28 protein-coding genes are annotated in these 26,953 nt (G+C 64.4%); 11 read left to right on the top strand and 17 right to left on the bottom strand.

From position 1 onward, the window contains the following. The first annotated feature begins 12 nt into the window (after positions 1 to 12). The 5 genes from MUO32_RS22220 to MUO32_RS22200 are packed head-to-tail and all read left to right on the top strand — an operon-like array spanning position 13 to position 2,967. Positions 13 to 804, top strand: a complete 792-nt coding sequence (locus MUO32_RS22220) for a ComF family protein (RefSeq protein WP_257950559.1) — start codon at positions 13 to 15, stop codon at positions 802 to 804. A 33-nt stretch (positions 805 to 837) separates the two neighbouring features. Further along, complete coding sequence (gene grxC, locus MUO32_RS22215; protein WP_257950558.1) at positions 838 to 1,095, top strand: glutaredoxin 3; 258 nt, start codon at positions 838 to 840, stop codon at positions 1,093 to 1,095. Between the two features lie 11 nt (positions 1,096 to 1,106). Then, complete coding sequence (locus MUO32_RS22210; RefSeq protein ID WP_257950557.1) at positions 1,107 to 1,964, top strand: carbon-nitrogen hydrolase family protein; 858 nt, start codon at positions 1,107 to 1,109, stop codon at positions 1,962 to 1,964. Next, complete coding sequence (locus tag MUO32_RS22205) at positions 1,961 to 2,389, top strand: DUF1178 family protein (RefSeq protein WP_257950556.1); 429 nt, start codon at positions 1,961 to 1,963, stop codon at positions 2,387 to 2,389. Before MUO32_RS22210 ends, MUO32_RS22205 begins: the two co-directional genes overlap by 4 nt. After that, positions 2,389 to 2,967 (top strand): DUF3291 domain-containing protein, encoded by a 579-nt coding sequence (locus MUO32_RS22200; RefSeq protein ID WP_257950555.1) that lies wholly within the window; start codon positions 2,389 to 2,391, stop codon positions 2,965 to 2,967. Before MUO32_RS22205 ends, MUO32_RS22200 begins: the two co-directional genes overlap by 1 nt. Here MUO32_RS22200 and ubiG read toward each other — a convergent pair whose 3' ends face one another. The 4 genes from ubiG to MUO32_RS22180 form a co-directional block, all read right to left on the bottom strand. Next, a complete protein-coding gene (gene ubiG / locus MUO32_RS22195; RefSeq protein WP_257950554.1) occupies positions 2,968 to 3,717 on the bottom strand; it encodes a bifunctional 2-polyprenyl-6-hydroxyphenol methylase/3-demethylubiquinol 3-O-methyltransferase UbiG in 750 nt (249 codons plus the stop codon). A 73-nt stretch (positions 3,718 to 3,790) separates the two neighbouring features. Continuing rightward, complete coding sequence (locus MUO32_RS22190; protein ID WP_257950553.1) at positions 3,791 to 4,915, bottom strand: mandelate racemase/muconate lactonizing enzyme family protein; 1,125 nt, start codon at positions 4,913 to 4,915, stop codon at positions 3,791 to 3,793. A gap of 71 nt (positions 4,916 to 4,986) precedes the next feature. Then, on the bottom strand, positions 4,987 to 6,486 hold the full coding sequence (locus MUO32_RS22185) for an aldehyde dehydrogenase (RefSeq protein ID WP_257950552.1): 1,500 nt from the start codon (positions 6,484 to 6,486) through the stop codon (positions 4,987 to 4,989). Between the two features lie 9 nt (positions 6,487 to 6,495). Continuing rightward, positions 6,496 to 7,638 carry an iron-containing alcohol dehydrogenase gene (locus MUO32_RS22180; protein WP_257950551.1) on the bottom strand — a complete coding sequence of 381 codons (1,143 nt, stop codon included), beginning with the start codon at positions 7,636 to 7,638 and terminating at the stop codon, positions 6,496 to 6,498. 93 nt (positions 7,639 to 7,731) lie between these two features. Here MUO32_RS22180 and MUO32_RS22175 point away from each other — a divergent pair, with 93 nt between their 5' ends. The 4 genes from MUO32_RS22175 (at position 7,732) to MUO32_RS22160 (ending at position 10,543) form a co-directional block, all read left to right on the top strand. Then, positions 7,732 to 8,706 (top strand): LysR substrate-binding domain-containing protein, encoded by a 975-nt coding sequence (locus tag MUO32_RS22175; RefSeq protein ID WP_257950550.1) that lies wholly within the window; start codon positions 7,732 to 7,734, stop codon positions 8,704 to 8,706. Positions 8,707 to 8,802: 96 nt separating this feature from the next. Continuing rightward, positions 8,803 to 9,000: a hypothetical protein gene (locus MUO32_RS22170; protein ID WP_257950549.1), complete on the top strand. Its 198-nt coding sequence runs from the start codon at positions 8,803 to 8,805 to the stop codon at positions 8,998 to 9,000. Positions 9,001 to 9,076: 76 nt separating this feature from the next. Then, complete coding sequence (locus tag MUO32_RS22165; RefSeq protein WP_257950548.1) at positions 9,077 to 9,913, top strand: DUF6030 family protein; 837 nt, start codon at positions 9,077 to 9,079, stop codon at positions 9,911 to 9,913. Between the two features lie 12 nt (positions 9,914 to 9,925). Then, complete coding sequence (locus MUO32_RS22160) at positions 9,926 to 10,543, top strand: thermonuclease family protein (RefSeq protein WP_257950547.1); 618 nt, start codon at positions 9,926 to 9,928, stop codon at positions 10,541 to 10,543. 7 nt (positions 10,544 to 10,550) lie between these two features. Here the strand turns inward: MUO32_RS22160 and MUO32_RS22155 are convergent, their stop codons facing one another. The 9 genes from MUO32_RS22155 to MUO32_RS22115 all read right to left on the bottom strand — a co-directional run bounded on the left by MUO32_RS22155 (position 10,551) and on the right by MUO32_RS22115 (position 21,486). Next, positions 10,551 to 11,978, bottom strand: a complete 1,428-nt coding sequence (locus MUO32_RS22155) for a mannose-1-phosphate guanylyltransferase/mannose-6-phosphate isomerase (RefSeq protein ID WP_257950546.1) — start codon at positions 11,976 to 11,978, stop codon at positions 10,551 to 10,553. A gap of 228 nt (positions 11,979 to 12,206) precedes the next feature. Then, positions 12,207 to 12,614 (bottom strand): F0F1 ATP synthase subunit epsilon, encoded by a 408-nt coding sequence (locus MUO32_RS22150; RefSeq protein WP_257950545.1) that lies wholly within the window; start codon positions 12,612 to 12,614, stop codon positions 12,207 to 12,209. Positions 12,615 to 12,679: 65 nt separating this feature from the next. Continuing rightward, positions 12,680 to 14,206 carry a F0F1 ATP synthase subunit beta gene (atpD, locus tag MUO32_RS22145; RefSeq protein ID WP_257950544.1) on the bottom strand — a complete coding sequence of 509 codons (1,527 nt, stop codon included), beginning with the start codon at positions 14,204 to 14,206 and terminating at the stop codon, positions 12,680 to 12,682. A gap of 26 nt (positions 14,207 to 14,232) precedes the next feature. Next, positions 14,233 to 15,114 carry a F0F1 ATP synthase subunit gamma gene (locus tag MUO32_RS22140; protein WP_257950543.1) on the bottom strand — a complete coding sequence of 294 codons (882 nt, stop codon included), beginning with the start codon at positions 15,112 to 15,114 and terminating at the stop codon, positions 14,233 to 14,235. Between the two features lie 116 nt (positions 15,115 to 15,230). After that, a complete protein-coding gene (gene atpA / locus MUO32_RS22135; protein WP_257950542.1) occupies positions 15,231 to 16,760 on the bottom strand; it encodes a F0F1 ATP synthase subunit alpha in 1,530 nt (509 codons plus the stop codon). Next, positions 16,760 to 17,326, bottom strand: a complete 567-nt coding sequence (locus tag MUO32_RS22130) for a F0F1 ATP synthase subunit delta (RefSeq protein ID WP_257950541.1) — start codon at positions 17,324 to 17,326, stop codon at positions 16,760 to 16,762. Before MUO32_RS22130 ends, atpA begins: the two co-directional genes overlap by 1 nt. Positions 17,327 to 17,587: 261 nt before the next feature. Next, a complete protein-coding gene (locus MUO32_RS22125; RefSeq protein WP_257950540.1) occupies positions 17,588 to 17,971 on the bottom strand; it encodes a DUF4345 domain-containing protein in 384 nt (127 codons plus the stop codon). A gap of 103 nt (positions 17,972 to 18,074) precedes the next feature. Next, positions 18,075 to 20,279, bottom strand: coding sequence for a primosomal protein N' (locus tag MUO32_RS22120; protein WP_257950539.1), 2,205 nt, complete (start codon positions 20,277 to 20,279; stop codon positions 18,075 to 18,077). 70 nt (positions 20,280 to 20,349) lie between these two features. Beyond that, entirely contained in the window at positions 20,350 to 21,486 is a 1,137-nt protein-coding gene (locus tag MUO32_RS22115) for an AAA family ATPase (protein WP_257950595.1), read from the bottom strand. A gap of 149 nt (positions 21,487 to 21,635) precedes the next feature. Between MUO32_RS22115 and MUO32_RS22110 the strand changes: the two genes are divergently transcribed. After that, a complete protein-coding gene (locus MUO32_RS22110; RefSeq protein WP_257950538.1) occupies positions 21,636 to 22,571 on the top strand; it encodes a tyrosine recombinase XerC in 936 nt (311 codons plus the stop codon). A gap of 63 nt (positions 22,572 to 22,634) precedes the next feature. Then, a complete protein-coding gene (locus MUO32_RS22105; RefSeq protein ID WP_374708704.1) occupies positions 22,635 to 23,714 on the top strand; it encodes a TraB/GumN family protein in 1,080 nt (359 codons plus the stop codon). Here the strand turns inward: MUO32_RS22105 and MUO32_RS22100 are convergent. The 4 genes from MUO32_RS22100 to MUO32_RS22085 all read right to left on the bottom strand — a co-directional run bounded on the left by MUO32_RS22100 (position 23,698) and on the right by MUO32_RS22085 (position 26,953). Continuing rightward, on the bottom strand, positions 23,698 to 24,198 hold the full coding sequence (locus MUO32_RS22100) for a DUF2867 domain-containing protein (RefSeq protein WP_257950537.1): 501 nt from the start codon (positions 24,196 to 24,198) through the stop codon (positions 23,698 to 23,700). The genes MUO32_RS22105 and MUO32_RS22100 overlap by 17 nt on opposite strands. Before the next feature lie 83 nt (positions 24,199 to 24,281). Beyond that, the gene (gene lpdA, locus MUO32_RS22095) at positions 24,282 to 25,688 is read right to left on the bottom strand and encodes a dihydrolipoyl dehydrogenase (RefSeq protein WP_257950536.1); all 1,407 of its coding nucleotides are present in this window, start codon (positions 25,686 to 25,688) and stop codon (positions 24,282 to 24,284) included. A gap of 24 nt (positions 25,689 to 25,712) precedes the next feature. After that, a complete protein-coding gene (locus MUO32_RS22090) occupies positions 25,713 to 26,465 on the bottom strand; it encodes an SDR family oxidoreductase (RefSeq protein WP_257950535.1) in 753 nt (250 codons plus the stop codon). Beyond that, complete coding sequence (locus tag MUO32_RS22085) at positions 26,462 to 26,953, bottom strand: hypothetical protein (protein ID WP_257950534.1); 492 nt, start codon at positions 26,951 to 26,953, stop codon at positions 26,462 to 26,464. Before MUO32_RS22085 ends, MUO32_RS22090 begins: the two co-directional genes overlap by 4 nt.

Raw genomic sequence — 26,953 nt, 5'->3', positions numbered from 1 at the left:
AATGTCAACCGCATGGACGAAATCGAGGCCGAGACAGTTCCGGCAGTCCCGCTCCGGCAGGTTTTCGCCCGCCGGCTGAGAGGCCTTGCAGGCGCGGCACTCGATCTCGTCTATCCGCCAGCCTGCGCCGGCTGCGGCGTGCTTACCGGCAGCAAGGCCAGCCTCTGCCCGAAATGCTGGTCGATGCTCGCCTTCATCGAGCGGCCCTATTGCGAGGTGCTCGGTACACCCTTTTCGCACGACCTCGGCCCCGGCATCCTCAGCGCCGATGCCATCGCCAATCCGCCCCCCTTCGATCGCCTGCGCTCCGTCGCATTCTATGACGATCTCGCCCGCGTCCTCGTGCATTCGCTGAAATATCGCGACCGCACCGATCTGGCGCCGATGATGGCTGGGTGGATGCTGCGCGCCGGCGACGGCGCGGTCGAGGCGGCGGATCTCATCGTGCCCGTGCCGCTCCATCGCCTGCGCCTTGTCTGGCGCAAGTTCAACCAGTCGGCGGAACTCGCCCGCGCGCTCGCAAGCCTGTCCGGCAAGCCCCAGCTCGTCGATGCCGTACGCCGCACGAAGCGTACCCGCCGCCAGATCGGCCTTGGCCCGAGGGCGCGCGAGGAAAACGTGCGCGGCGCCTTTTCGATCACACCCGAGGGGCGTGAGCGGCTTTTCGGCCGCCGCGTCGTGCTGGTCGATGACGTCTACACGACCGGCGCGACTGTTTCGGCCGTCACCCGCACGCTGAAGCGCGCGGGTGTTGCCGACGTCACCGTTTTAACCTTTGCAAGGGCGCTTCCCGGACCTATATGAAAAGATGACTTTTCAAGCTTTGGAGCGGAAACCATGCCTTCGGTGGTGATCTATACGCGTCAGTTCTGCGGTTATTGCAGCGCCGCGAAAAAACTTCTGGAAACGAAAGGCGTGGCCTTCGAAGAACATGACGCGACCTATGCACCCGACGTGCGCCAGGAAATGATCAAGCGCGCCAACGGCCGCAACACCTTTCCGCAAATCTTCATCAACGACCGCCATGTCGGCGGCTGCGACGACCTGCAGGCGCTGGAACGCGCGGGCGAACTCGACGCCCTGCTGGCTGCCTGAGAGGACATGAGATGACCGTCACGATCGCCGCCCTCCAGATGTGCTCCGGGACCGATCCGGTCCACAACGTGGAGACGATGCGGCGCCTCGTGCGCGAGGCGGCAGCCAAGGGCGCCACCTATGTCCAGACACCGGAAATGACCGGTGCGCTCCAGCGCGACCGGGCGGGCCTGCGCGCGATCCTGCGCAGGGAAGAAGACGACCTCGTGGTTGCCGCGGCCGCCGAACTTGCCGCCGAACTCGGCATCCACGTCCATGTCGGCTCCACGGCCATCGAGCTTGCCGACGGCAAGGTCGCCAATCGCGGCTTCCTCTTCGGGCCTGACGGCGCAAAGATCTGCAGCTACGACAAGATCCACATGTTCGACGTCGACCTCGACAACGGCGAGAGCTGGCGCGAAAGCGCGGTTTACGCGCCGGGCGCAGTCGCACGCATGGCGGACCTGCCCTTCGCCAGGCTCGGCTTTGCCATCTGCTACGACGTACGCTTCCCCGAACTGTTCAAGACGCAGGCGCAGGCCGGCGCGGAAATCATCTCCGTCCCGGCCGCCTTCACGCGCCAGACGGGCGAGGCCCATTGGGAAACGCTGCTGCGGGCGCGTGCCATCGAGAACGGCGTTTATATCATCGCCGCGGCACAGGCGGGCGTGCATGAGGATGGCCGCGAGACCTTCGGCCATTCCATGATCATCGACCCCTGGGGCCGCGTGCTTGGCTCCGCCGGCGGCACGGGAGAGGCCATCGTGCTGGCCGACATCGACATCGCCGCCGTCAAGGCCGCACACGACAAGATCCCCAATCTGCGCAACGGCCGCGCCTTCACCCTCGAGGTATCGGGTGCGCCCGCGAAGGGAGGCGTTGCCGCTTGATCCGCTACGAACTCTCCTGCGACAACGGCCACACCTTCGAAGGGTGGTTCGGCTCGGCGGACGATTTCGACCGCCAGCAGAAGATGGCGCTCGTCTCCTGTCCGACCTGCGGCTCCGCCCATGTCGCCAAGCGCCTGATGGCGCCTTCCGTCTCGACGGCGCGCAAGAAGGAGACGCGGCAGGAGATGGTCATGCAGGCCGGCCAGAAGGAAATGATAAACAAGCTGCGCGAGATCGTCACGACGATCCGCGCCAATTCCGAGGATGTCGGCGAACGCTTCCCGGAAGAGGCCCGCAAGATCCACTACGGCGAAACCGAGCAGCGCGGCCTGATCGGCAAGGCATCGGCCGAAGAGGTTCGTGACCTGCTGGACGAAGGCGTCGAGATCGCGCCCCTGCCCATCCTGCCTGACGACACCAACTGATGCGCGGCCACCATCTCGCCGTCTACAATTTCGGTCTCCATGTCGATGCGTATGAAAGCCCGCGCGTCGAGGGGTTTCGCCTGCGTGAACCCTTGAATTTCGAGGCGGCGCGCCGGGCGGAAGGATATCTCGGCCGCTCGGGCTATGACGGCGAGCCGGGACCGGAAAGCTGGGGCGAAAAGGTCTATCCGCGTTTCATCAAAGAGAGCGGCTTCGACGACGCCCCCTCCTCGCTCTCGCTCTGGACCGGCCTCGAAGCCCTGATGGCCTTCACCTATAGCGGCGTGCACGCCGACGCCTTGAAACACGCCCGCAACTGGAACCAGCGTCAGGCCTGGCCGGCACTGGTGCTCTGGTGGGTCGGGGAGGATACGCGACCCAGCTGGGCCGACGGTGCCGAGCGTCTGGAATCTCTGCACGACGACGGATCGACACCACGCGCCTTTACCTTCAAGGCGCCGTTCTGTCCCCATGGCAATGCCATAACCATCGACCGCGACAATGTGAAAGCGATCGCCGGCCGCAATGCCACTGGTCAGGAAGCGCTGTTGGCCGTCGTGAAAACGCTGAAGGCCTGATCAGGCCGACGCGCGACGCGCCACTAGCATGTAGTTCACATCCATGTCCTTCGACAGGTTCCACTGGTTCAAGAGCGGATTGAAGAACACGCCGGTGCGGTCCGTCACCGTCAGGCCGGATGCCGTGAGCGGCTTCTCGATCTCTTCCGGACGCACCAGCTTCTCATATTGATGCGTGCCGCGCGGCAACCAGCGCAGCACGTTTTCCGCCGCGAAGATCGCAAGCGCCGCCGCCTTCATCGTGCGGTTGATCGTGGCGACGAACGTCATGCCGCCCGGACGCACCATGGAGGCACAGGTGGTGAGGAAGAACTCGACATCGGAGACATGCTCGACCACTTCCATGTTGAGCACGACGTCGAAGGTCTCGCCAGCCTCAGCCAGCGCCTCGGCCGTCACCGCGCGGTAGTCGACGGGAACGCCGCTGCCGGCCGCATGGGCCTTGGCGATGCCGATGTTCTTTTCGGACGCGTCTGCGCCGAGCACCTCCGCCCCCATGCGTGCCATCGGCTCGGAGAGCAGGCCACCGCCGCAGCCGATATCGAGGATACGCAGGCCCTCCAACGGACGATGCGCCTTCGGGTCGCGGCCGAACTGGGCCGAAACGAGATCGCGGATATAGGTGAGGCGAACGGGGTTGAACTTGTGCAGCGGGCGGAACTTGCCCGTCGGGTCCCACCACTCGGCGGCCATCGCCGAAAAGCGGTCGACTTCCGCCTGGTCGATCGTCGTGCGGGCTGCCTCGCTCATGGCTCGTCTCCTTCGCGTCCTTCTCCCCGTGAAGTCGGCCTCCACGGGGCGGATGTCAAGAGGGCGAAGCGTCTCAGCCGATACGGGTCGCCTTGAGCCGTTCCTCGTCGAGCGTGATGCCAAGACCCGGCGCTTCGCCAAGCAGCAGCCAGCCATTCTCGTGGCGAAGCGGTGAAACAAGCGGATAGTCGCGGCGCTCCTCGCTCCATTCCGGCGCGTCATAGGGATATTCGAGGAAGGGTGCGTCCCCTGCTCCGGCCGTCAGATGCGCATTGGCCAGCACGCCGATGCCGTTGGTCCAGGAATGCGGGGTGAAGGTGACACCCGCCTCGCGCGCCTGGAGGGCCAGCCGCCGGCAGCCGGTGATGCCACCGACCAGCGCCACGTCGGGCTGGATGACATCGAAGGCGCGTTCCTCGATGATGTCGCGGAACTCGTAGAGTTCACGCGTCATTTCACCGCCTGCGATGCGGATATCCGTCGCCTCCTTCAGCGCCTTCATGCCCTTGCGGTCGGAGCGGTGCAGCGGTTCCTCCATCCAGTAGATACCGAGCCGTTCCAGTTCGCGCGCCACGACCAGCGCATCCTTGAAAGTCCAGGGCAGCGTGGTGTCCCACGGCATGCGCCAACCCTGGTTGCAATCGACCATCAGTTCCAGCCGGTCGCCGACGCGCGCGCGAATGGCCTCCAGCGCCTTCACATCGTCGCGCCAGCCATGGCGCCCGCCTGCGGAGGAGGAAAACCGCACCTTCATCGCCGGAAAACCTTCCGCGATATAGCGCTCGGCCTGATCCGCCATCGCCGAGGGCGCACGCAGCACGCCGGAGGAGGCGTAGAGCCGCACCCGATCGGCCCGCCCGCCCAGCATGCGCCAGACCGGTTCGCCCGTCACCTTGCCCGCGAGATCCCAAAGCGCGATGTCGAGCGGCCAGCAGCGGCCGTAGTGGAAATTGATATGCGACAGCACCTCGTAGTGCCGCTCGAGATGGCGCGGATCCTGCCCGATGAACAGGTCCTCGTGGCCTTCGAAGCCTTTCATCAAATCACCGGAGCCGATGCCCTCGCGGCCCTCGTCATCCGTCACGCGCACGATCGTCGCATCGAAATGCCGGCGGGGACGGCCATCCCAGCTCGCCTTGAACGGCGGATCGAGCGGCAGCCGGTGATGACTGATCCCGATGGAAACGATCTTGCTCATGCGCCCTCCCTCAAAAGCAGTTCCAGGAAACGTGTGAAGCGGTTTTCCGTAGGAATTGCGAAAACAACAGCTCAGTTGAACTGCTGCCAGATCGTCTTGTAGTCGCAGTATTTGTCGATCGCATGCACCGAGCGGTCGCGGCCGAAACCGGACTGCTTGAAGCCGCCGAAGGGCGTCGCGAAATTCGACATGTCATAGGTGTTGATCCAGACCGTGCCGGCATGGATGCTTTCTGAAAACCGATGCGCGCGGTCCATGTCACGGGTGAAGACCGCGCCGGCAAGGCCGTAGATCGTGTCATTGGCAATGGCGAGCGCCTCCTCCTCCGTATCGAAGGCGATGGCGGCCAGCACAGGCCCGAATATCTCCTGCCGGGCGATGCGCATGTCGTTCGTCACATCGGTGATGACACCGGGCGAGACGTAGTAGCCACCCGTCTCCGACAACACCCGCTCCGCCCCAAAGGCGCGGCGGCCGCCGTCCTTCTCACCTGTTGCGATGAGGCCGAGCACCTTCTCCATATGCTCCGCCTCGATCAGCGCGCCGATCTGCGCCGAGGGCTCGAAGGGATGGGCCAGCGCGATCTCGCGCTTCACCACCGCCTCGATTTTTCCGATCAACTCGTCCTGCACCGAGCGCTGCACGACGAGGCGCGTGGCGGCATGGCAGGTCTCGCCGGAATTGTAGAAGCAGCCCCAGGCGGCGGCACTGGCCGCCGCATCGAGATCGGCATCCTCGAAAACCACGAGCGGCGACTTGCCGCCAAGTTCCAGCGCCACGCGCTTGAGGTTCGATTGCGCCGCATAGCCCATGACCAGCTTGCCCACCTCGGTCGAGCCCGTAAAGGCGACCATATCGACATCCTGATGCAGCGCCAGCGGCTTGCCCACCTCTTCGCCAAAGCCGGTGACGACGTTGAAGACGCCGACGGGAAGCCCCGCCTCGACGGCAAGTTCGGCAAGCTTCAGCGCCGAAAGCGACGACTGTTCGGCCGGCTTCAGCACGACGGAATTGCCTGCTGCGATCGCCGGCCCGAGCTTCCAGGCATCGATGATCATCGGATAGTTCCACGGCGTGATCGCCGCGATAACGCCGAGCGGCACCTTGCGCACCAGTGCCCGGGCCTTCGGTCCGGTCGGCGCGATCTCGTCATACATCTTGTCGATCATCTCGCCGTAATACTGGATACCGTCGGCGCAGAGCCGTACATCCACGCCGAGCGACGCCTGCACAGGCTTGCCGACATCGAGCGTTTCCAGAAGCGCCAGCTCCTCGCCGTGAGCGCGGATCAACTCCGCCCAGCGCAGCATGACCTTCTTCTTCTCCAGCGGCTCCCTGCCACGCCACACCCCGCTGGCAAAGGCCTTGCGGGCCGAGGCCACGGCCAGATCGACATCCTGGACATCGCCCTGCGCCAGCACGGCACCCGGCTTCCCGTCCATCGGGCGGGTGCGCGTGAAGGTGCGGCCGGATCTTGCCGGCTCGACCTTGCCATCGATGAAATGCCCGCGAGCGAGCGACAGGCCGGCAAGGCGCTGTTCCCAGTAGGCACGGCTAAACTGTTCGGTCATGGCGGGTCCTCAAAGCGTCCTTGGCAGTGCCATCATCGTGGCGGCCATCGTGTCGATATCGGCATCCGAAATCTCGCGGATCGTCGCGCGGCGCATCGGCTGGTTTTCCGGCGCGCGCATCTCACGGGCGAGGTCTTCGGCGGAAAAATCGGCAAAGGCTTTCGGCAATGCGCGAACGATGCCGCAGCGGTCCATGAGGTCGCTGACGAAGCCCGGCAGCAGCGCGGCATCGGAAAGGCCGCAAGCACGGGCGGCGGCCGCGAGATCGGCCGTGTCGGCCTCGGCAAGCCAGGCCAGCGTTGCCTCGAAGCCGAGGGCGGTGGCAAGGCCGTGGTGAACCGGAGCGAGGCCGGCCAGCGCATGGCTGATGTTGTGCGCGATCGCCGTGCCGCAATTGTCGATGGCCACACCTGCATAGCAGGAGCCGAGCAGCACCTTTCCCCGTGCCTCGATATCTGCCGGGCTCTTCACCGCCGTCTCGAGCGCCTCCGTCAGTAGACGCAGCGCCGCATGGGCGTAGAGCGTCGCGCCGGCATGGGTATTGCGGTTGGTGGCGGCCTCGAAGGCGTGTACGAAGGCATCGAGGCCGCACCAGGCCGTCAGGTTCGCCGGCAGTGTCACCGTCAGCGCGGGATCGAGCAGGACGAGGTCAGCCTTCGTTTCCGCTCCCCAGATCCAGAGCTTCTTTCCCGCCGGTCCGGTGAAGATGGTCGTTGCTGACGTCTCCGAGCCGGTGCCCGCCGTCGTCGGCACCATGATCTTCCTCAGAGGCTTCTTCGGCAACGGGTTGGCGGCGAGCGCGTAGTGCATCGGATCGCTGTCCGCCGCCGCCACGCAAGCCGCGATCTTGGCGATATCCAGCGCCGAGCCGCCGCCGATGCCGACGACAAGATCCTTGCCGCGCGCCGCATCGCTCGCCGCCTGCACATGCGCAAGCTTCGGCTCGCCGGCAAAACTCGAGAAAAACTCCGCCGCAATCCCTTCGGCCGCGAACTGGGCGGCAAGCTGCTCTCCAAGTCCGCTGGCGGCGAGAAAGCCATCGATGACGACGAGCGCGCTCCGGGTTTCCAGCGCGCCGGCGGAGGAGGCGATGGTGGCATGAACGCCTTCGCCGAAACGGATATCGGGCACGAACGATGTTGCGAATGTCACGAAAATTCCCCGGAAGTGATTTTCGAGACCGTGCATCACGATTTCAGATTTTCAAATCCTTGGATTTTTCAGGCTTTTTGATAACTTGAGATCATGAAAGCAACTCTGCTCGCCCATATTCCCCTGGAAGCCTTCCGCGTCTTCGACGCCGCCTGCCGTCACATGAACTTTTCCCGCGCGGGGCGTGAACTGAACATCACCCAGGCCGCCGTCAGCCGCCGCATCAAGGGCCTTGAGGACCATCTCGGCGCGCCGCTCTTCACGCGCCGGGGCAAGAACCTGACGTTGACGCCGCGCGGCGAAAAACTGTTCCAGCGCGTGCGTGCCTCGCTCGATTATCTCGAGGAAAGCCTGGAACCCTTTCGCATGGGCGCCGGGCCGAGCATCGCCCTTGCCGCCAGCGGTTCGGTCTCGCATCTATGGCTGGGAAAGCGCCTGCGCGAATTTTCCCGAGACAATCCCGACGTCGCCATCCGGCTCACCACATCGGACAGTCCTGCGGACCTCGCCTCCGAAAACAACGACCTCGTGATCCTCTATGCGGCCGACGACCACCCGCGCTGGGACCTGACGCTGCTTGTGGCGGAAGAACTGGCCCCCGTCGCCGCGCCCGGCTACATCGCCCGCAAGGGGCTCGATGCGACCGCCGTCAGCCTTGCGGATCTGGCCAGCCTCGATCTCATCGACTACGAGCGCTTCAACGCCAACTGGATCTCGTTCCGCCCCTGGCTGGAGCGGGTGGCGCCGGAGACGTTCCGGCGCATGCCGCCGCCCCGGCCGCATCTCACCTTCTCCACCTATGCGCTCGCCATCGATGCGGCGCTGAGCGGCGACGGCGTGGCGCTCGGCAGCCTCGGCCTCATCGCCGAGCAGTTGGACACGGGCGCGCTCGTGCAGCTCGGGCGCATCAGTCTCGCGACGGGCTACGGCTATCATCTCGGCCTGCCGAAATTCCGCACCGCGCCGCCGGCCGTCCTGCGGCTGCACGAACACCTGCTTTGCGCCCGCATGCAGCCGACAATACCTGATCACCAGCAACAGGTTTGTATTGGCGACGCTGGCAAATAGTGTCACACTTTGGAGCAGACAGGACCGAATCCGGAGCGCGGGGATGCGCAAAGGGACAGGAGGCTGGCTGCTTATCCTGAAACAGGATCGGGAAGAATGACGCTGACTGCCTTTCTCATGGCTTTCTACACCTTCATCGCGCTGCGCTTCGTCGATTGCAGCCTGCGCGAAGGCGAGGAGAATGGCGGCAGATGGGATCTGGACCGCGCCCTTGGCCTGCTGCTCTGCCTTGCCTGGCCGCTCGCGCTTGCAGGCACCCTGGTTGTAGCCTATCAGGAGCGGGAGATCGGCTGATCCCGAGGGCTTTGGTCCCGCCTTTGCCAGAAGGCCCGGTATCGACCGCACAGCACGGGCAAAGACGCGGGTCGGCATGACGCAGCGAAAGCAAGGCAGATCCGGCTTGGTCGTCTTCGGGCTTTTTGCCGTCGTGCTGCTCGGAGCGATCTGCGCGACCGTGCTTCTGGCCAACGACTACCGCAATCTCAACCTGCTGCTCGCTCGCTTCGGCTATGCCCCCGTCACCACGGCACCAGCCGAACGCGTGCTGCGCCCCTATGAGCTCAAGGGCAACCGGATGCCGCGCCCGAAGGGTCTCATCTCGGATCGTCTGCTCATCCCGGTAACGCCCATGCAGACACAATTCGTCCGCACCATCCGCAAGGCGCCCGAGGCGCTCTGCGAAGCGCTGCGCCGTGCCGGCTTCGTCAATTCCGGATGGAAGGCCGGCGTCTTCAACAAGGACAGCTGGGAGTGCCAATCCTATCGGGAGTTTCCCGGTGCAGTGGAAGGCGTGCCCCCCTCCTCCGCCTTCCTGTCGATCAAGGGCAATGCGGAGACGCGCGTCTCCTCCTTCCGCATCAAGCTGAACATCGAGGACAAGACGACGCAGAATGCCGTGACGGATGCCGTCATCGCCGCGATCCGCGTCTTTCTCGATGAGATGCGATGGGAGGATGCGCCGGAAGTCTTCGCAGACATCCGAGCGCTGAAAGAATTCGACATCATCCGCTTCGGCAACCGCATCCTTCTCAAGAAGGAATTCAGCGAGACACCGCGCTACAATTTCATCGTCACACCCGACCGCACGCGCAATCGCGGCTCCTACCTGCCCGACTATTTCGACCGCAGCCGCTGGCTGCCGCTGCGGGAAAATTTTGGCGAGCGGCTTGATGTGCCGGGCACCACCGCCCAAACTTCCAGCGATTGAGCGAGGGTGGCGGTGACTTCACACGGAAAGATAAAGCAGACCCTCGTCGCGACGCTTGTCTGCCTTGCGATAGGCGCTTCGGCATTGGCGGCAGGCCTGAAATCTTCCGGCCCCTTGTCCGACGAGCCAATCTGGACCGACAAGCCCATACGCGTCGACCGGAAGAAACAATCCCTGGAGCGCGTGGAAATCGAGCGGAAAATCACGCCGCTCATCCTGAAACCGACCGCCCGCGTCAAGGTTTTCGACAGCACCTCGTTCGAGGAAAACGGGCAGCTTTATGTGCTGACGGATGGTATCGCGGTCGCTCCCAGGCAGCTTTGCCGTGGCCATGACCAGCGCCTCGTCGCCTGCGGCCAGCAGGCACGCATCTACTTCCGGAACCTGATTGCGAACCGGACGCTGACCTGTCTGGAGGATTTCCGCTCCGGTGCGGTCTCTTTCGTGCGTTGTGCCGTCGCGCGGGAAGATCTGGCGCAAACGCTCGTCACGAAAGGCGCAGCCCGGGCGGCGACGCCACGGCTCGACAGCCGGCAGAAGACCGCCATGCAGCAAGGCGCCGGCATCTGGCTCGATGCTGAATGCCGCGCGCGTGGGCGATGCCCGCCGCCGAAGCGGCGAGGCCAATGATGGCGGTTCAGCCTCGGCCGAACTCGTCCTCGATGCGGATGATGTCGTCCTCGCCGAGATAGGAGCCGGTCTGCACCTCGATCAGTTCGAGCATGATCTTGCCGGGATTGGCGAGGCGATGCAGTTCGCCCTGCGGGATATAGACGGATTCGTTTTCGCGCAGCGGGATCGTCCTGTCGCCGATCGTCACTTCGGCCGTGCCGCGCACCACGATCCAATGCTCAGAGCGGTGGTGATGCTTCTGGAGAGACAGCCGCTTGCCCGGCGTCACGAACAGGCGCTTCACCTGGAAGCGCTCGCCGTTCAGCACGGAAGTGTAACCGCCCCAGGGGCGATAGGCGGTGGGGTGCGTCTCGGTCAGCTTTGCCGTCTTCGGCAGGCTCGCGAGATGTTTCACCAGCTTGCCGACATTCTGGCTGTCTTCCATGCGCCCGACATAGACCGCGTCCTCGCTGGCGATGACCGCGATATTGTCGAGACCCTGCACGGCGACATGAATGTCGCGGGAGATGACCAGCGAATTGCGGGTGTCGAGCACGGTCGTGCTGCCGTCGGCGACATTGCCGGCCGCATCCTGTTTGCCGGTCCTCCAAACGGAATCCCAGCTGCCGAGGTCGGACCAGGTGATGGGCGAGGGCACGACAGCGGCGATCGGCGTCTTCTCGAAGATCGCATAGTCGACGGAAATATCCGGCGCGCGGGCAAACGCGACCTCATCGAGACGTTCGAAATCAAGATCGTGCTGCGCCTTGGCGACCGCTTCGGCGGCAGCATCCAGCACCTCCGGCGCATATTGGCGAAGCTCGCGCAGGAACAGGCCGACCGGCAGCATGAACATGCCGGAGTTCCAGAGATAACCGCCCGTCTCCAGCATCGCGGCAGCCTTGTCGCGATCCGGTTTCTCGACGAAGCGGCGCACGGCATTGGCACCATTGCCGAGATCCTCGCCGATCTCGATATAGCCGTAGCCGGTGGCGGGCTCGTGCGGCGTGATGCCGAAGGTCACGAGGCGCCCGGCTTCCGCGGCGGTGCGCGCCTTGGCGATACAGTCGAAATAGGTGGCGTCGGCATCGATCTCGTGATCGGAGGCGAGAACCTGCATGATGGCCTGATCGCCATGCAGGCGGGAAATGAGCGTGGCGGACGCAGCGAGCGCCGGCGCCGTGTTGCGCGCGACGGGCTCGAGCAGGATCGAGGCCAGCGCCATCTCCGCTGCGCGCGCCTGCTCGGCCACGAGGAAACGGAAATCGCTGTTGGTGACGACGACAGGAGCCTCATAGAGCGCCTTGTCGGCCACACGCGCCAGCGTCTTCTGGAACAGCGTCGCGTCGCCCAGGAATTCGAGGAACTGTTTCGGTGCGGACGAGCGCGAGAGGGGCCACAGGCGCGTGCCCTTACCGCCGGCCATGATTACGGGTACGATCTTGCTGCTCATTTTCCTCGTCCTTGCGCGAAGGCCCGCCTTCATGGCAGGCGGCATAGTGCGGCTACTCTCCCGCTACGCCGTAAAGAAACAGCAAATCCCGCGTTCAGGTTGTCTCACCGGGAGGCGTTTTCCTGACGACAAGGTAAAGAGGACCTTCCGACGCACGCCTGCTTTTGACGGACAACAAAAAACCCGCCGGAAAGGCGGGTTCGATGTCAGCAGGTCGGTCGAAAAAAATCAGACCGGAACGACGATGCCCTGCAGCGTCGTCAGTTCGGCGAGATAGGTCTCGATGCCGAACTTCTGGTCGTCGGACTTGGCGTGAGCCAGTTCGGCGCGGGCGGCTTCGATGCGGCGGGTGATCTCGTCGCTCTTGACCTCATCGGCCGGAACGGCGGACTCGGCCAGCAGCGTGCAGCCGGTCGGGACGATGTCGGCGAAACCGCCGAAGACCACGTAGCGGTCCTTGCGGCCATCCGCGAACTTCACGGTGACGACACCCGGCTTGATCGTCGTCATGGTCGGCGCATGGTGGGCCATGACGGTCATCTCGCCCTCGGTCGCCGGAATGACGACTTCGCTGACGCTGCCGGAAACCAGCAGGCGCTCGGGGGAGACGAGTTCAAAATTGAAATTGTCAGCCATGACCATTCACTTCTTGTCATTCATCCGGTCAGGAATGGGCGCCCGTTGCGGGCGCCCAAAGTTCATCAAGCGGCTTCGGCAGCCAGCTTCTTGGCCTTTTCGACGGCCTCTTCCATGGAGCCGACCATGTAGAAGGCGGCTTCCGGCAGGTGGTCGTACTCGCCGTTGACGAGGCCCTTGAAGCCCTTGATCGTGTCTTCGAGCGCAACCAGCTTGCCCGGCGAACCGGTGAAGACTTCTGCCACGAAGAACGGCTGGGACAAGAAGCGCTCGATCTTGCGGGCGCGGGCAACGGCGATCTTGTCGTCTTCCGACAGTTCGTCCATGCCCAGGATGGCGATGATGTCCTGGAGCGACTTGTAGCGCTGCAGGGTCGTCTGGACCTTACGGGCGACTTCGTAGTGCTCTTCGCCGACGACGATCGGGTCGAGCATGCGCGAGGTCGAGTCGAGCGGGTCAACGGCCGGGTAGATACCCTTTTCGGCAATCGAGCGCGACAGAACGGTCGTGGCGTCCAGGTGGGCGAACGAGGTTGCCGGCGCGGGGTCGGTCAAGTCGTCGGCGGGAACGTAGATGGCCTGAACCGAGGTGATCGAGCCCTTGGTCGTGGTGGTGATGCGTTCCTGCATCTGGCCCATGTCGGTCGCGAGCGTCGGCTGATAGCCCACGGCCGACGGGATACGGCCGAGCAGAGCCGACACTTCGGAACCAGCCTGCGTGAAGCGGAAGATGTTGTCGACGAAGAACAGAACGTCCTGGCCCTTGTCACGGAAGTCTTCAGCGATCGTCAGACCCGTCAGAGCGACGCGTGCGCGTGCACCCGGCGGTTCGTTCATCTGGCCGTAAACGAGGGCAGCCTTGGAGCCTTCGCCGCCGCCGTGCTTGTTCACGCCGGATTCGATCATTTCGTGGTAAAGGTCGTTGCCTTCGCGGGTGCGTTCACCCACGCCTGCAAACACCGAGTAACCACCGTGCGCCTTGGCGACGTTGTTGATCAGTTCCATGATGAGAACGGTCTTGCCGACGCCGGCGCCGCCGAACAGGCCGATCTTGCCGCCCTTTGCGTAGGGCGCGAGAAGGTCGACGACCTTGATGCCCGTCACGAGAATCTGCGCTTCCGTGGACTGCTCGACATAGGCCGGCGCATCCTGGTGGATGGCGCGCTTGCCGGAGGTGACGAGCGGGCCGGCTTCGTCAACGGGCTCGCCGATGACGTTCATGATGCGGCCGAGCGTTTCCGGACCGACCGGAACGGTGATCGGGGCGCCCGTGTCGGCAACCGGCTGACCGCGGACGAGACCTTCGGTCGAGTCCATGGCGATCGTGCGGACGGTGTTTTCACCGAGGTGCTGGGCGACTTCGAGAACGAGGCGGTTGCCGTTGTTGTCGGTTTCCAGCGCGTTGAGGATCTGCGGCAGGTTGCCGTCAAAAGCAACGTCGACGACGGCGCCGATGACCTGCGTCACACGACCGGTCGCGACAAACGCAGCCGGTGCGGCAGCCTTCGTTGCAGCGGCGGTCTTTGCTGCCGGCTTACGAGCAGCGGGCTTCTTTTCCGCTACGGTTTCCTTCGGGGTAGCTGCCTTAGCCATGTATCTTACCCTCTTTGTCCTGGTCCTTAGAGCGCTTCGGCGCCCGAGATGATTTCGATGAGTTCCTTGGTGATCTGAGCCTGGCGCTGACGGTTGTAGTTCAGCGTCAACTTGTTGATCATTTCACCAGCATTGCGGGTCGCGTTGTCCATTGCGCTCATCTTGGCGCCCATTTCGCCGGCGACGTTCTCGAGCAGGGCCCGGAAGATCTGCACGGAAATGTTGCGCGGAATGAGGTCGCCGAGGATCGCGCCGGCGTCCGGCTCGTAGTCGTAGATCGCCGTCGCACCCGTCGTCTCGGCAACAGCCGCGGGAGCGGATGCCGGGATGAGCTGGAGCGCGGTCGGAATCTGCGAGATGACCGACTTGAACTCGGAATAGAACAGCGTGCAAACGTCGAATTCGCCCTGTTCGAAGAGACCGATGACCTTGCGGCCGACCTGGTCTGCATTCGTAAAGCCGATGCGCTTGACTTCGCGCAGATCGACACGGTCGATGATCAGCGAGGCGAATTCGCGCCGCAGGATATCGAAGCCCTTCTTGCCCACGCAGACGATCTTGACCGTCTTGCCGCTCGCCAGAAGCTTGCGGGTATGATCACGCGCGAGACGCGCAATCTGCGAATTGAAGCCGCCACACAGGCCGCGTTCGGCCGTGCAGACGACGAGCAGATGAACCTGGTCCTTGCCCGTGCCGGTCATCAGACGCGGCGCGCTGTCGTCCTGGCCGACGGCCTGGGCGATATTGGCGAGAACAGCACTCATGCGCTGCGAATAGGGCCGGGCGGCCTCGGCCGCTTCCTGGGCACGCCGAAGTTTAGCCGCGGCGACCATTTTCATCGCCTTGGTAATCTTCTGCGTCGCCTTGACGGAGGCGATCCGGTTTTTCAGATCCTTAAGTGAAGGCATCCGTTTTCCGTCCTGTAACACGAGCCCCCGGTTTGTTTCCGGGGCGGATCATGCGTCAAATCCAAAATTCGGGGTGCCTTCGCGCTTGTCAGCGCGAAGGCACGGAACCGTCAGCCTCAGCCGAAGGTCTTGGCGAAGGCGTCGATGGCAGCCTTGAGCTTGCCCTTCGTGTCATCGCTGATCGACTTGTCCGTGCGGATCGCGTCGAGGATAGCCTTACCCTCGGAGCGCATATACGCCAGCAGGCCCTGCTCGAACTTGCCGACCTGAGCGACCGGAAGCTTGTCGAGGTAACCGTTGACGCCCGCGAAGATGACCGCGACCTGTTCTTCCGTCTTCAGCGGCGAGAATTGCGGCTGCTTCAGGAGTTCGGTCAGGCGTGCGCCGCGGTTCAGCAGGCGCTGCGTTGCGGCGTCGAGGTCCGAGCCGAACTGGGCGAAAGCTGCCATTTCGCGGTACTGGGCGAGTTCGCCCTTGATCGAGCCGGCGACCTGCTTCATCGCCTTGATCTGAGCGGCCGAGCCCACGCGGGATACCGACAGACCGACGTTAACGGCCGGGCGGATACCCTGGTAGAACAGGTCCGTTTCAAGGAAGATCTGGCCGTCGGTGATCGAGATCACGTTGGTCGGGATGAACGCCGACACGTCGTTACCCTGGGTTTCGATGACCGGCAGAGCCGTCAGCGAGCCAGCGCCCATGTCGTCGTTGAGCTTTGCAGCGCGCTCGAGGAGACGCGAATGCAGGTAGAAAACGTCGCCCGGGTAAGCTTCGCGGCCCGGCGGGCGGCGCAGCAGGAGCGACATCTGGCGGTAGGAAACGGCCTGCTTGGAAAGGTCGTCGTAACCGATGAGGGCGTGCTTGCCGTTGTCACGGAAGTATTCGCCCATCGCGCAACCGGCGAACGGCGCGAGATACTGCATCGGCGCCGGGTCGGAGGCGGTCGCAGCAACGATGATCGAGTACTGCAGAGCGCCACGCTCTTCGAGAACCTTAACGAACTGGGCAACCGTCGAACGCTTCTGGCCGATAGCGACGTAGACGCAGTACAGCTTCTCAGCGTCCGGGCCGTTGTCGTGGATCGCCTTCTGGTTCAGGATCGCGTCCAGGATGATCGCGGTCTTGCCGGTCTGGCGGTCGCCGATGACCAGCTCGCGCTGGCCGCGGCCGACCGGGATGAGGGCGTCGATGGCCTTGAGGCCGGTCGACATCGGCTCATGCACCGACTTGCGCGGGATGATGCCCGGAGCCTTGACGTCAACGCGCGAGCGCTGCTTGGCATTGATCGGGCCCTTGCCGTCGATCGGGTTGCCAAGCGCGTCGACGACGCGGCCGAGCAGTTCCGGACCGACCGGCACGTCCACGATGGCGCCGGTACGCTTGACGGTGTCGCCTTCCTTGATGTCACGGTCTGAACCGAAGATAACGACACCGACGTTGTCGCTTTCCAGGTTCAGGGCCATGCCACGGATGCCACCGGGGAACTCGACCATTTCGCCGGCCTGGACATTGTCGAGGCCGTAAACGCGGGCGATACCGTCACCGACGGAAAGCACCTGGCCGACTTCCGAGACTTCCGCCTCTTTGCCGAAATTTTTGATCTGATCTTTGAGAATTGCGGAAATTTCCGCGGCGCGGATATCCATCAGCCGACCTCTTTCAGTGCAAGCTTAAGAGTAGAGAGTTTGGTGCGAAGGGACGTGTCGATCTGGCGGGATCCCACCTTGACGATCAGGCCACCGAGAATGGACGGGTCGACGGTGACGGCAATCGTCACGTCTTTGCCGGTGACGCCTTTCAGCGCCGCCTTCAATTCTGTTTCCTGCGCTGCGGTGAGCGCATGGGCCGAAGTGACATCGGCCGTGATTTCGCCGCGGGCGCGGGCCGCGATGATGCGGTACGCCTTGATCATGCCGGGGACGGCGAACAGGCGACGATTCGACGCAACCACCTTGAGGAAGTTTGCCACGAGACCCGTGATGCCGGCCTTGGCGGCAACGGCGGAAATGGCCTTGGTCTGATCTTCGGCGGAGAAGACGGGGCTGACGATCAGCCGCTTCAGGTCTTCACTCTCGTCGATCAGGGCCTGAAAACGGTCGAGATCGGCGCCGACGCTGGCAGCGGAGCCAGCTTCCTGCGCGAGGTCGAAAAGCGAAGACGCGTATCTTTCTGCAACACCGGAAACGAGCTGGGATGTGTCTGCCACGGGCACAAGCTTCTCTTCTTTTCATTCAAGAAACAGGGCAGTAGCGAGGCTACGGTCCTAAATCCCTGAAATCGTTGCTGTAATTTTCAGCGCCCACAGGCGTTTTCGCCCGTTTTTTCTGAATTTCGCGGTTCGTCTAGCATAGGAAACCGGGACTCGCAACACGCCGGACGCAGGAATGCGCCATAAGTCGGCCACAGTCGGAGCAAAAGTTGACTGCGCGAACTATGTTCAGGCGCAGACGGAGCGGAAAACGCCGCTTTTCCCTCAGAGGAAGCCGAAGGCATAGCCGAGCGGCAAGGCGGCAAGCACCACCTGCACGACGAGCACCAGAAGGTTCTTGGCGCTGAACGAACCGTCCGACATCAGCGAGAGAATTCGGCCGAAAGCAGCAAGCGCAAAGCCGCCGCCGATCGCCATGTAGATCCAGCTCTGCGCCATGAGCAGCGCAACGATGGCAAGGCCCGCGTAGAAGCCGCCAGCCGACCGCACGAAGGCGAAACCTTCACGACTGACGTCCTTCGGCTGGAGCCCCGCAAGCTTGAGAGCGATACCCGGCGCGAAGAGACCGAACAGGCCGATAAGCCCCGTGACGATGGCCGCACAGAAGGCGAGCAACTCGCCGGTCTCGGTGGGGATGTAGAATTCCATCTGGGTCTCTCTCCGGAACTGCTCGCCGCCCTCTATCGCACAGCCGCAAGACTGGCAGAAGCGGACGGGAAAACTTCGCACAGTTCTTTGTTAACCACGCGCCCTAGAGGAAGCTTTGTGGGTCGATGTCGAGCTGCACCTGTAGCGAGGCGCGTTCCTTTGGCCCATTGGCGAGCATGGTGCGCAGAAACGTCTGCATATCGCTGTTGCGACGGCCATGCACCAATAGACGGAAACGATGGCGGCCGCGCACGAGCGCAAGCGGCGCCTCCGCCGGCCCGAGGATCGAAATACCGGAGACCTGGGGCGCGGCCTGCCGCAGCCCGCGCGCATGCGTCTCCGCCTCGGCACGACTGTCGGCGGACACGATGACCGAGGCGAGCCGGCCGAACGGCGGCAACAAGGCCTTTTCCCGCTCGCCGATCTCGCGATCGTAAAAAGCCTGCGCATCGCCCGAGACGATCGCCTGCATCACCGGATGCGCCGGCTGGTAGGTCTGGATGAGGCCGTGGCTCTTGAGGCCGGAACGCCCCGCACGGCCCGTCACCTGCGAAAGCAACTGGAAGGTCCGCTCCGCCGCACGCGGATCACCGTTGGCAAGGCCGAGATCGGCGTCGACAACGCCGACCAGCGACATCAGCGGGAAATTATGCCCCTTGGCGACGAGCTGGGTGCCGATCACGATATCCGCCTCGCCCCGCGCGATTGCCTCCAGCTCCAGCCGGAGGCGCTTCACGCCCATCAGGTCGGAAGAGAGCACGATGGTGCGCGCCTCGGGAAAATGCTTCTCAACCTCTTCCGCGATGCGCTCCACGCCCGGCCCGCAGGCGGCGAGATGATCGAAGGTGCCGCATTCCGGGCAGGCTTCCGGCGTGCGCTCGGCATAGCCGCAATGATGGCACTGGATCTGGCCGCGGAACCGGTGCTCGACCAGCCAGCTCGAGCACTGCGGGCACTGGAAGCGATGACCGCAAACCCGGCAGAGCGTCAGCGGCGCATAACCGCGCCTGTTAAGGAAGAGCAACGACTGCTCCTGCTTCTCGATGGTGCGCTGGATGCCGCGCAGCAGGATCGGCGACAGGAAGCCGCCACGCGCCGGTGGATGGCGGCGCATGTCGACAAGATGCAGGTCCGGCAGCGCCGCATCGCCATAGCGTGTCGGCAGGTGCAGCTTGCGGTAGCGTCCGACATCGCTGTTGACCCGGCTTTCGACGGATGGCGTCGCCGAAACGAGCACGGCCGGAAAATCGCCGATGCGCGCGCGCACCACCGCCATGTCGCGGGCATTGTAGAAGACGCGGTCTTCCTGCTTGTAGGCGGGGTCATGCTCTTCATCGACAATGATGAGGCCGAGGTTTTCGAAGGGCAGGAACAGCGCCGAGCGCGCGCCCGCCACCACCCGCACATCCCCCGTCGTCACCTGCCGCCAGACGCGTTCGCGCATTCGGGGCGCGAGATCCGAATGCCATTCGGCGGGTTTTGCGCCGAAGCGGTCGTGAAACCGTTCGAGGAAACTCGCTGTCAGCGCGATTTCCGGCAACAGGATGAGCACCTGCCTGCCGCGCCTGAGCGTCTCGGCGATCGCTTCGAAATAGACCTCCGTCTTGCCCGAACCGGTAATGCCGTCGATCAGCGAGACGGAGAAGACACCCTTCTGGACGCTCTCCACCAGCTCGGCCGCGCTGTCCGTCTGCGGCCCTTCGAGCCGTGGCGCGGCATAGTCCGGATCGGGTGCCGCGACCACCGGCGGCGGCGGCAGGAAGACGGTTTCGAACGTGCCCTGCTTCATCAGCCCGTCGATGACGCTCGTCGACGTGCCCGACGCATGGGCAAGACCGGACTTGGTCCAGGGAACGCCATCCTCGATCATCTCCAGCACGCGCTCACGTGCGCTCGTCAGCCGCTCCGGCCGATGACCGGTAAAACGCAGGCCCTCGATCATCGGTTCAGGATCGAACGCCGTCGGCGCGCGCAGCGCCATGCGGGTGACGAGACCCGGCGGCGTCACCGTATAGGCTGAAACCCAGTCGAGGAAATCGCGCATCTCCTTGGAGAGCGGCGGGCAATCGAACACTTTTTCGATCGGTCGCAGCTTCTTCGGATCGACCTTGCCGTCATCGCCGCCGTCCCAGACGACACCGGGCACGAGGCGCGGCCCGAGCGGCACCTGCACGATGGAGCCGGGCTGGACGGCCATGTCTTCGGGCACCGTATAGGAATAGGGCACGGGTGTAGGCACCGGCACCATGACGGGCACCGTGCGCGGGAAAAGCCTGTCCCCGAAAAGATTGGTCGAATCGCTGCTCATTGCCCGCGAAGATGCCTCCGCGACCGCGGGAAGAAAACCGCAAAGATGGCAGCCCCGTCATTCGTCATGGTCATTCGTCATCGTCATCCATCGCGCCGGTCAGCCGCATGCCGTCGATCCAGGTCGCGCCGTCATTGCGCACGACGCGTTTTGCCCTGACGCCGCAGCGTGTTTCCACCTCCTGCGCCAGCCGCTCGGAATGGGTCACGATCCAGAGCTGGCTCGACTGCGCCGCCCGCGCGATCATTTCGGCAAGCGGCGGCAGCATGTCGGGATGGAGGCTCGCCTCCGGTTCGTTGAGCGCGATCAACGGCGGCGTGCGATAGGAGAGAAGGGCCGCGGCAAGCGCAAGAAAGCGGATCTGCCCGTCGGAAAGCTCGCGCGGCTGGAAGACGCGCTGCGGAAACTGCGGGAAGGTCAGGCCATAGGAAGCGAACTCCTCCGGTTCCGGCACGGTGAGCCGCGCGCCGCCAAAAGCATCGGCGACGGCCCGGTCGAGATCGATCGTATCCTCGCGCGTCCAGGTCAGCGTGGCAAAAACCGCCGCCATGTTCGCGCCGTCCTGGTCGAGCAGCGGCGCGGTGACGGCAAGGCAGGGCTGGCGCAGCGCCGAATCGCGGTCGGACCGAAAACCATGGAAGAAGCGCCATTGCGAGACCGCCCGGCGAAAAGTGCCGATCTCGGGGTAGTGTCCGGCATCGCCCAAAAGCGCGATGGCCGTTTCCGAGGTCATCGCCTGTTCCGGATACTCGGCCATTCGGCCGTTTTCGTCGCGCACCATGATGCCTGGTCCCGAGCGTTTCATGACCGTCACCGGCCGGCGGCCGGTCTCGATGCTCAGTTCCTCGGCCTTCACCTGCGGCTCGAAGGCGAAGCCGGCCGCAGCCTTCGGCGGCCGCAGCCCTGCCTCGACGCGGTAGCGGAAGGTGATCGCCCGATCCTCGTCGAGCAATTCGGTTTCGAGACGGATGCGCACCGGATCGTTCGCCCGCCGCTTGCCGGTCCACAGCGCCGAGGCCATGCCGCCCTCCGCCGCGATCTCCTGCGCAAAGGTCCCGCGCACCGCCGCCTGAACCAGTTGCAGCGAGCGGTAGAGGTTGGACTTGCCCGCACCGTTCTCGCCGACAAAGAGATTTACCCGCCCGAGATCCATGCGGATCGAGCGCAGCGAACGGTAGTTTTCGGCGGACATGGAACGCAGCAGCATGATCTTACCGGGCTTCGTGAACAACGCGCTCTCTATACAGGCCACCATGTCTAGAGGAAGGCGGCCCGGTCTGCCCAGACCCTCGGGGCGAATGTTAGCAAAGCCCTAACGCAAATCGCCGATCCTGCGATGAACATCGAAGGCAGGACATGACCGAACTTCTCATCATCGCCGACCCCACGCTCATGGCCGAGCGCCAGGCCTGGCTGGCATCGCTCGCCGACGAACGCCGTCTCGCCGGCCACACGTTGGACGCCTATGAGCGGGACACACGCCAGTTCCTCGCCTTCCTCACCGGACATCTCGCCGCCCCCGCCCGCCTCAAGGATATCGGCAACCTGCGCCCGGCGGACCTGCGCGGCTTCCTCGCCGCCCGCCGCCGCGATGGCGCGGGGGCGCGCACGCTCGGCCGCGGTCTTGCCGGCCTGCGCTCGTTCCTGCGCCATCTCGAGCGCAGGGGCCTCGCCAATGCCGCCGGTGCGTCCGCCGTGCGCTCGCCCAAACAGCCTAAATCCCTGCCGAAACCGCTCTCCGATCGCCAGGCCATCGCCGTCGTCGATGCCCATGAGCAGTTGGCCGAGGAACCCTGGATCCGCCTGCGCAATGCCGCCGTGCTCACGCTGCTCTACGGATGCGGCCTGCGCATCTCCGAGGCCCTGTCGCTGACGCCGGCCGATTTTGCCGGCACGCCCACGTCGCTGCGCATCACCGGCAAGGGCGACAAGATGCGCATCGTGCCGCTGATCGCTCCCGCCCGAACCGGTGTGGAGGACTACATCAAGCTCTGCCCCTTCCCGCTCGGCGCCGACAGGCCGCTCTTTCGCGGCGCGCGCGGCGGACCGTTGCAGCCAGCCATCATCCAGCGCGAGATGCAGAAGATGCGCGGTGCGCTCGGCCTGCCGGACAGCGCCACGCCGCATGCATTGCGCCACTCCTTTGCCACCCATCTCTTGGCCGGTGGTGGAGACCTCCGCACGATCCAGGAACTGCTCGGCCATGCCAGCCTCTCGACGACCCAGGTCTATACCGGCGTCGATTCGGCGCGGCTGCTGGAAATTTATGACCGTGCCCACCCAAGAGCCTGACCCCGTTAAGGGATTGTGAGGATGAGGGCACTAGGGTTCGCCGAAAATGCACGGAGTTCGACCATGACAGTCCTTCTTCACAAGAGCCGATTGGCGCTTGCCGATCGCCTCACCGATGCCGGCCTCTGGCTCATGGCCGTCCTCCATGTGGTCATCGCTCTCTCCTTCGTCATCGTGCTTGCCGGTCTGTCCCCGGCCAGGGCCGAAGAGCTGCCGGCCTGCGGCGGCAACAATCTGCTGACGAAATACGAGAAGGACGACCCGGCAGGGTTCGCAAAGCTGCGCGCCGAGGCGGACGCCGTGCCGAACGGCAAGGGTATCCTCTGGAAGATCGAAAAGGACGGCAAGCCCACCTCCTGGCTGCTCGGCACCATGCATGTGACGGACCCGCGCGTGCTCGCCATGCCGGACGCCGCCCGCGCCGCCTATGCGCAAGCCGCGACGGTCATCGTGGAATCGGACGAGATCACCGACGAGAAAAAGGCGGGAGCCGCGATGATGGCCCGTCCCGACCTCATCATGTTCACCGACGGGAAATCGATCACCGACTTCCTCGACAAGGAGGATGCGGAAACGCTCGCAGAGGGCTTGAAGAGCCGCGGCCTCGCCCTTTCCGCCGTCGGCCGCATGAAGCCATGGATGATCGCGAGCTTCGTCGCCCTGCCCGCCTGCGAAATCGCCCGCAAGACCGCAGGCGCCGCCTTCCTCGACCAGCAGCTCGCCAAGAACGCGCTTGCTGACGGCAAGGCTCTGAAGGGCCTTGAAACGCTGATCGAGCAGATTTCCGCCCTTGATTCCCTGCCGCTCGAACCGCAGATCCAGGGCCTCGTGCAGACGCTGGAACTCGGCGACACGCTGAAGGACGTCATCGAGACGATGAGCCAGCTTTATCTTGCCGGCGATACCGGCATGATCATGCCGATGATGCGCGCCGCCGCACCCGAAGACGACAATGCAAAGGGCTATGCCGATTTCGAACAGCGGATCATCGTCGACCGCAACCACGTCATGGCCGAGCGCGCGACGCCGATCCTCAACGACGGCAACGTGTTCATGGCCGTCGGCGCATTGCATCTTCCCGGCCCCGAAGGCGTGGTGGAGCTGCTGCGCAAAAACGGCTTTACCGTCACCGCCGTGAATTGAGCTTCATCGCCTGCCGTCCGATGCCCGACAGCATGGTGCGAACGATCAGCTTGTGGAACGGCATGACGGCGGCGAGATAGAGCCGGCCGAGCAGATTGTTGCGCTGGACGAGCGTCATGACGCTCAGGGTCTGGCCGGACGGACGGTCCGCCATCACGTCGATGACGATGCGGAAATCCAGATGCCGGTCGTCGAAGCCGAGCACGACCCGGTCGTCGGTCGCACTCACCACCGGAAAGCCGCCGATCTCCGTTTCCGATGTCTTCACCTGCTCCGCCGCCCCCTTCAGCCCGAAGGGCGCGACGAGCGCATTGCGCAGCACCATCAGCCGGCGCACCCAGCCCGGCGGGTGCTCCAGCGCCAGCCGGGCCGCCTCGCGCGCCGTGAGGTTGTCGACGGGCAGGCCAAGCGTAAAACGATCCGCCCAGTCGGCAGATGGAAGAAGTGGATGCGGGAGCGAGACGGGTCTCGATACGGGGGACATGAAGGCCATCCTTTGTGGCTTTCATGGTGCCCCCGTTCGGCGGGCGAGGACAGGCGGCCGGTTGTCGCAGCCGCCTGAGGCGATCACATATGGATCGGCTTGAAGAAGGTCGCGAGTGCGGCTTCCTTGACGGCTTCCGACATGGTCGGGTGCGCATGGCAGGTGCGACCGAGGTCTTCCGACGAGCCGCCGAACTCCATCAGCACGGCCGCCTCGTGGATCATCTCGCCGGCGCCGAAGCCGACGATGTGCACGCCGAGCACGCGGTCGGTCTCCTTGTCGGCCAGCACCTTGACGAAGCCGTCGGTCGCCAGCATGGCGCGGGCGCGGCCGTTTGCCGTAAAGGGGAACTTTCCGGTCTTGTAGGCGATGCCCGCAGCCTTCAGCTCCTCTTCCGTCTTGCCGACGGAGGCGACTTCCGGCTGGGTGTAGACGACGCCCGGGATGACGTCATAGTTCACATGTCCGGCCTGGCCGGTGAGGATTTCGGCAACGGCAACACCCTCGTCTTCCGCCTTGTGGGCGAGCATCGGACCGCGCACCACGTCACCCAGCGCATAGATGCCGGGAACGTTGGTCTGGAAGTGATTGTCGATCTCGACGCGGCCGCGGTTGTCGAGCGCAACACCGGCTTCCTTGAGGCCGAGACCTTCTGTGTAAGGCTTGCGGCCGGTGGCGATCAGAACGACGTCTGCCTCGATCGTCACGGCATCGCCGCCCTTGACCGGCTCGAACGTCACCTTGGCGCCCGAACCTGCCTTTTCCACACCCGTTACCTTGGCGCCGAGCTTGAACTCCATGCCCTGCTTGGCGAGCATGCGCTGGAACTGCTTGGAGACATCGCCGTCCATGCCGCCGAGGATCGTGTCGAGATATTCGACCACCGTCACCTTGGCACCGAGGCGCGCCCAGACCGAGCCGAGTTCGAGGCCGATCACGCCGCCGCCGACGACTATGAGATGACCCGGCACTTTTTCGAGCGCGATGCCGCCGGTGGAGGAGACGATGATCGTCTCGTCGATATCGACCGGTACGCCCGGAATGCCCGCGACGTCGGAGCCGGTGGCGATGACGATGTTCTTCGTCTCCAGGACCTGCTCTTCACCCTTGTCGTTGGTGACGGAGACCTTGCCCGCGCCCATCACCTTGCCGGTGCCCTGGATGCCGTCGATCTTGTTCTTCTTGAACAGGAAGGCGACGCCGTCGACGTTCGACTTCACGGTCGCATCCTTGTGCGCCATCATCTTCGGCAGGTTGAGGGTCGGCTTCACGCCGTCAATGCCGAGTGCTTCCATGCCATGGGCGGCATGGCTGTAGGTCTCCGACGCATGCAGCAGCGCCTTCGACGGGATGCAGCCGACATTGAGGCAGGTGCCGCCGTAGGTCGCTCGCTTTTCGACGACCGCGACCTTCAGGCCGAGCTGGGCCGACTTTATGGCGCAGACATAGCCGCCGGGGCCGGAACCGATAACGATGAGATCATATGCCATGACAAGTCCTTCCTGCGCGGGGGCCTAGCGGCCGCCGCTGACGTTGAGGGCGGCACCCGTCACATAGGATGCCGCATCGGAGAGAAGATAGAGAATCGAATGGGCGACTTCATCGGCCGTACCCGGCCGCTGCATCGGAATGAGCGAGGCAATGTCGCGCGCCCGCTCCGGCAGGCCACCGGAAGCGTGGATGTCGGTGTCGATGATGCCGGGGCGCACGAGATTGACGCGGATGCCTTCCAGCGCCACTTCGCGGGCAAGCCCGATGGTAAAGCTCTCGATCGCGCCCTTGCTCGCGGCATAATCGATATATTGCCCGGCCGAGCCGAGCTGGGCCGCCACCGAGGAAATGTTGACGATCGAACCGCCCTTGCCGCCATGCAGCGTCGACATGCGCCGTACGGCCTCCTGTGCGCAGCGGATCGAGCCCATGACGTTGACGGCGAACATGCGCTCCAGCCGCTCGGCGGACATCTCGTCGAGACGCTGCGGCAGGGCGACGATGCCGGCATTGTTGACCAGCCCGTCGAGCCGGCCGAAGGTGCCGTCGATCGCCGAAAAGATCGAGGCAAGGCCGAGCTCGCTGCCGACATCGCCCTGAACGGCAATCGCCGAGCCGCCCAGCGCATGGATCTGCGCGACGATCGCCTCGGCCGCGTCGAGGTTGGAGACGTAGTTCACCGCAACCTGCCAGCCGGCAGCGCCTGCCATGCGGCAGACACTCGCGCCAATGCCGCGGCTCCCGCCGGTGACGAGAAGAACGGGCGCTTCCGTCATGCGGCGCATCCCTTCCGCTTGAACACGTCCCACGGCGCGACCTTGGCCTTGCTCTCATCCCACAGCGTCGAATAGCGCAGCGACGGTCCGAAGCCGGCCAGCAGCAGCGTTTCGGCGGCCTTGGCGCCTTCCTCCGGCAGGACGGCGGCATCACCGGCGCCATCGAGCACGTAGATCACGCCTTCCCAGACGGTGCAGGCGGCGATCTCCTCGCCGGTCACGTCGCCTTCCGGGCAATTGTGCATGACCATGCCATTGGAACGGACCGGGTCGTCACCGGGCATGACGATGCCGTCGAGAACGGTCTTGCTCGAAAGAACCTTCAGCTTGAAATGATGGCTGGTTGCCGCTGCACTCGACCCGACCGGCTCGAAGGTCAGCTCATAGCCCCCGTCGCGATCCGCATAGATCGCGCGGTCCTGCCGGCACTCCGCCGCGGAAGCGGTGGTCGCGGCAACGAGACCGAGGAAAACGAGGGCGGTGCGCAT

Origin of the sequence: Shinella sp. CPCC 101442 (assembly GCF_024704725.1) — a bacterium.
In the GTDB taxonomy this organism is placed as follows: Bacteria; Pseudomonadota; Alphaproteobacteria; order Rhizobiales; family Rhizobiaceae; genus Shinella.
This window is presented reverse-complemented; position numbering and strand designations above follow the sequence as displayed.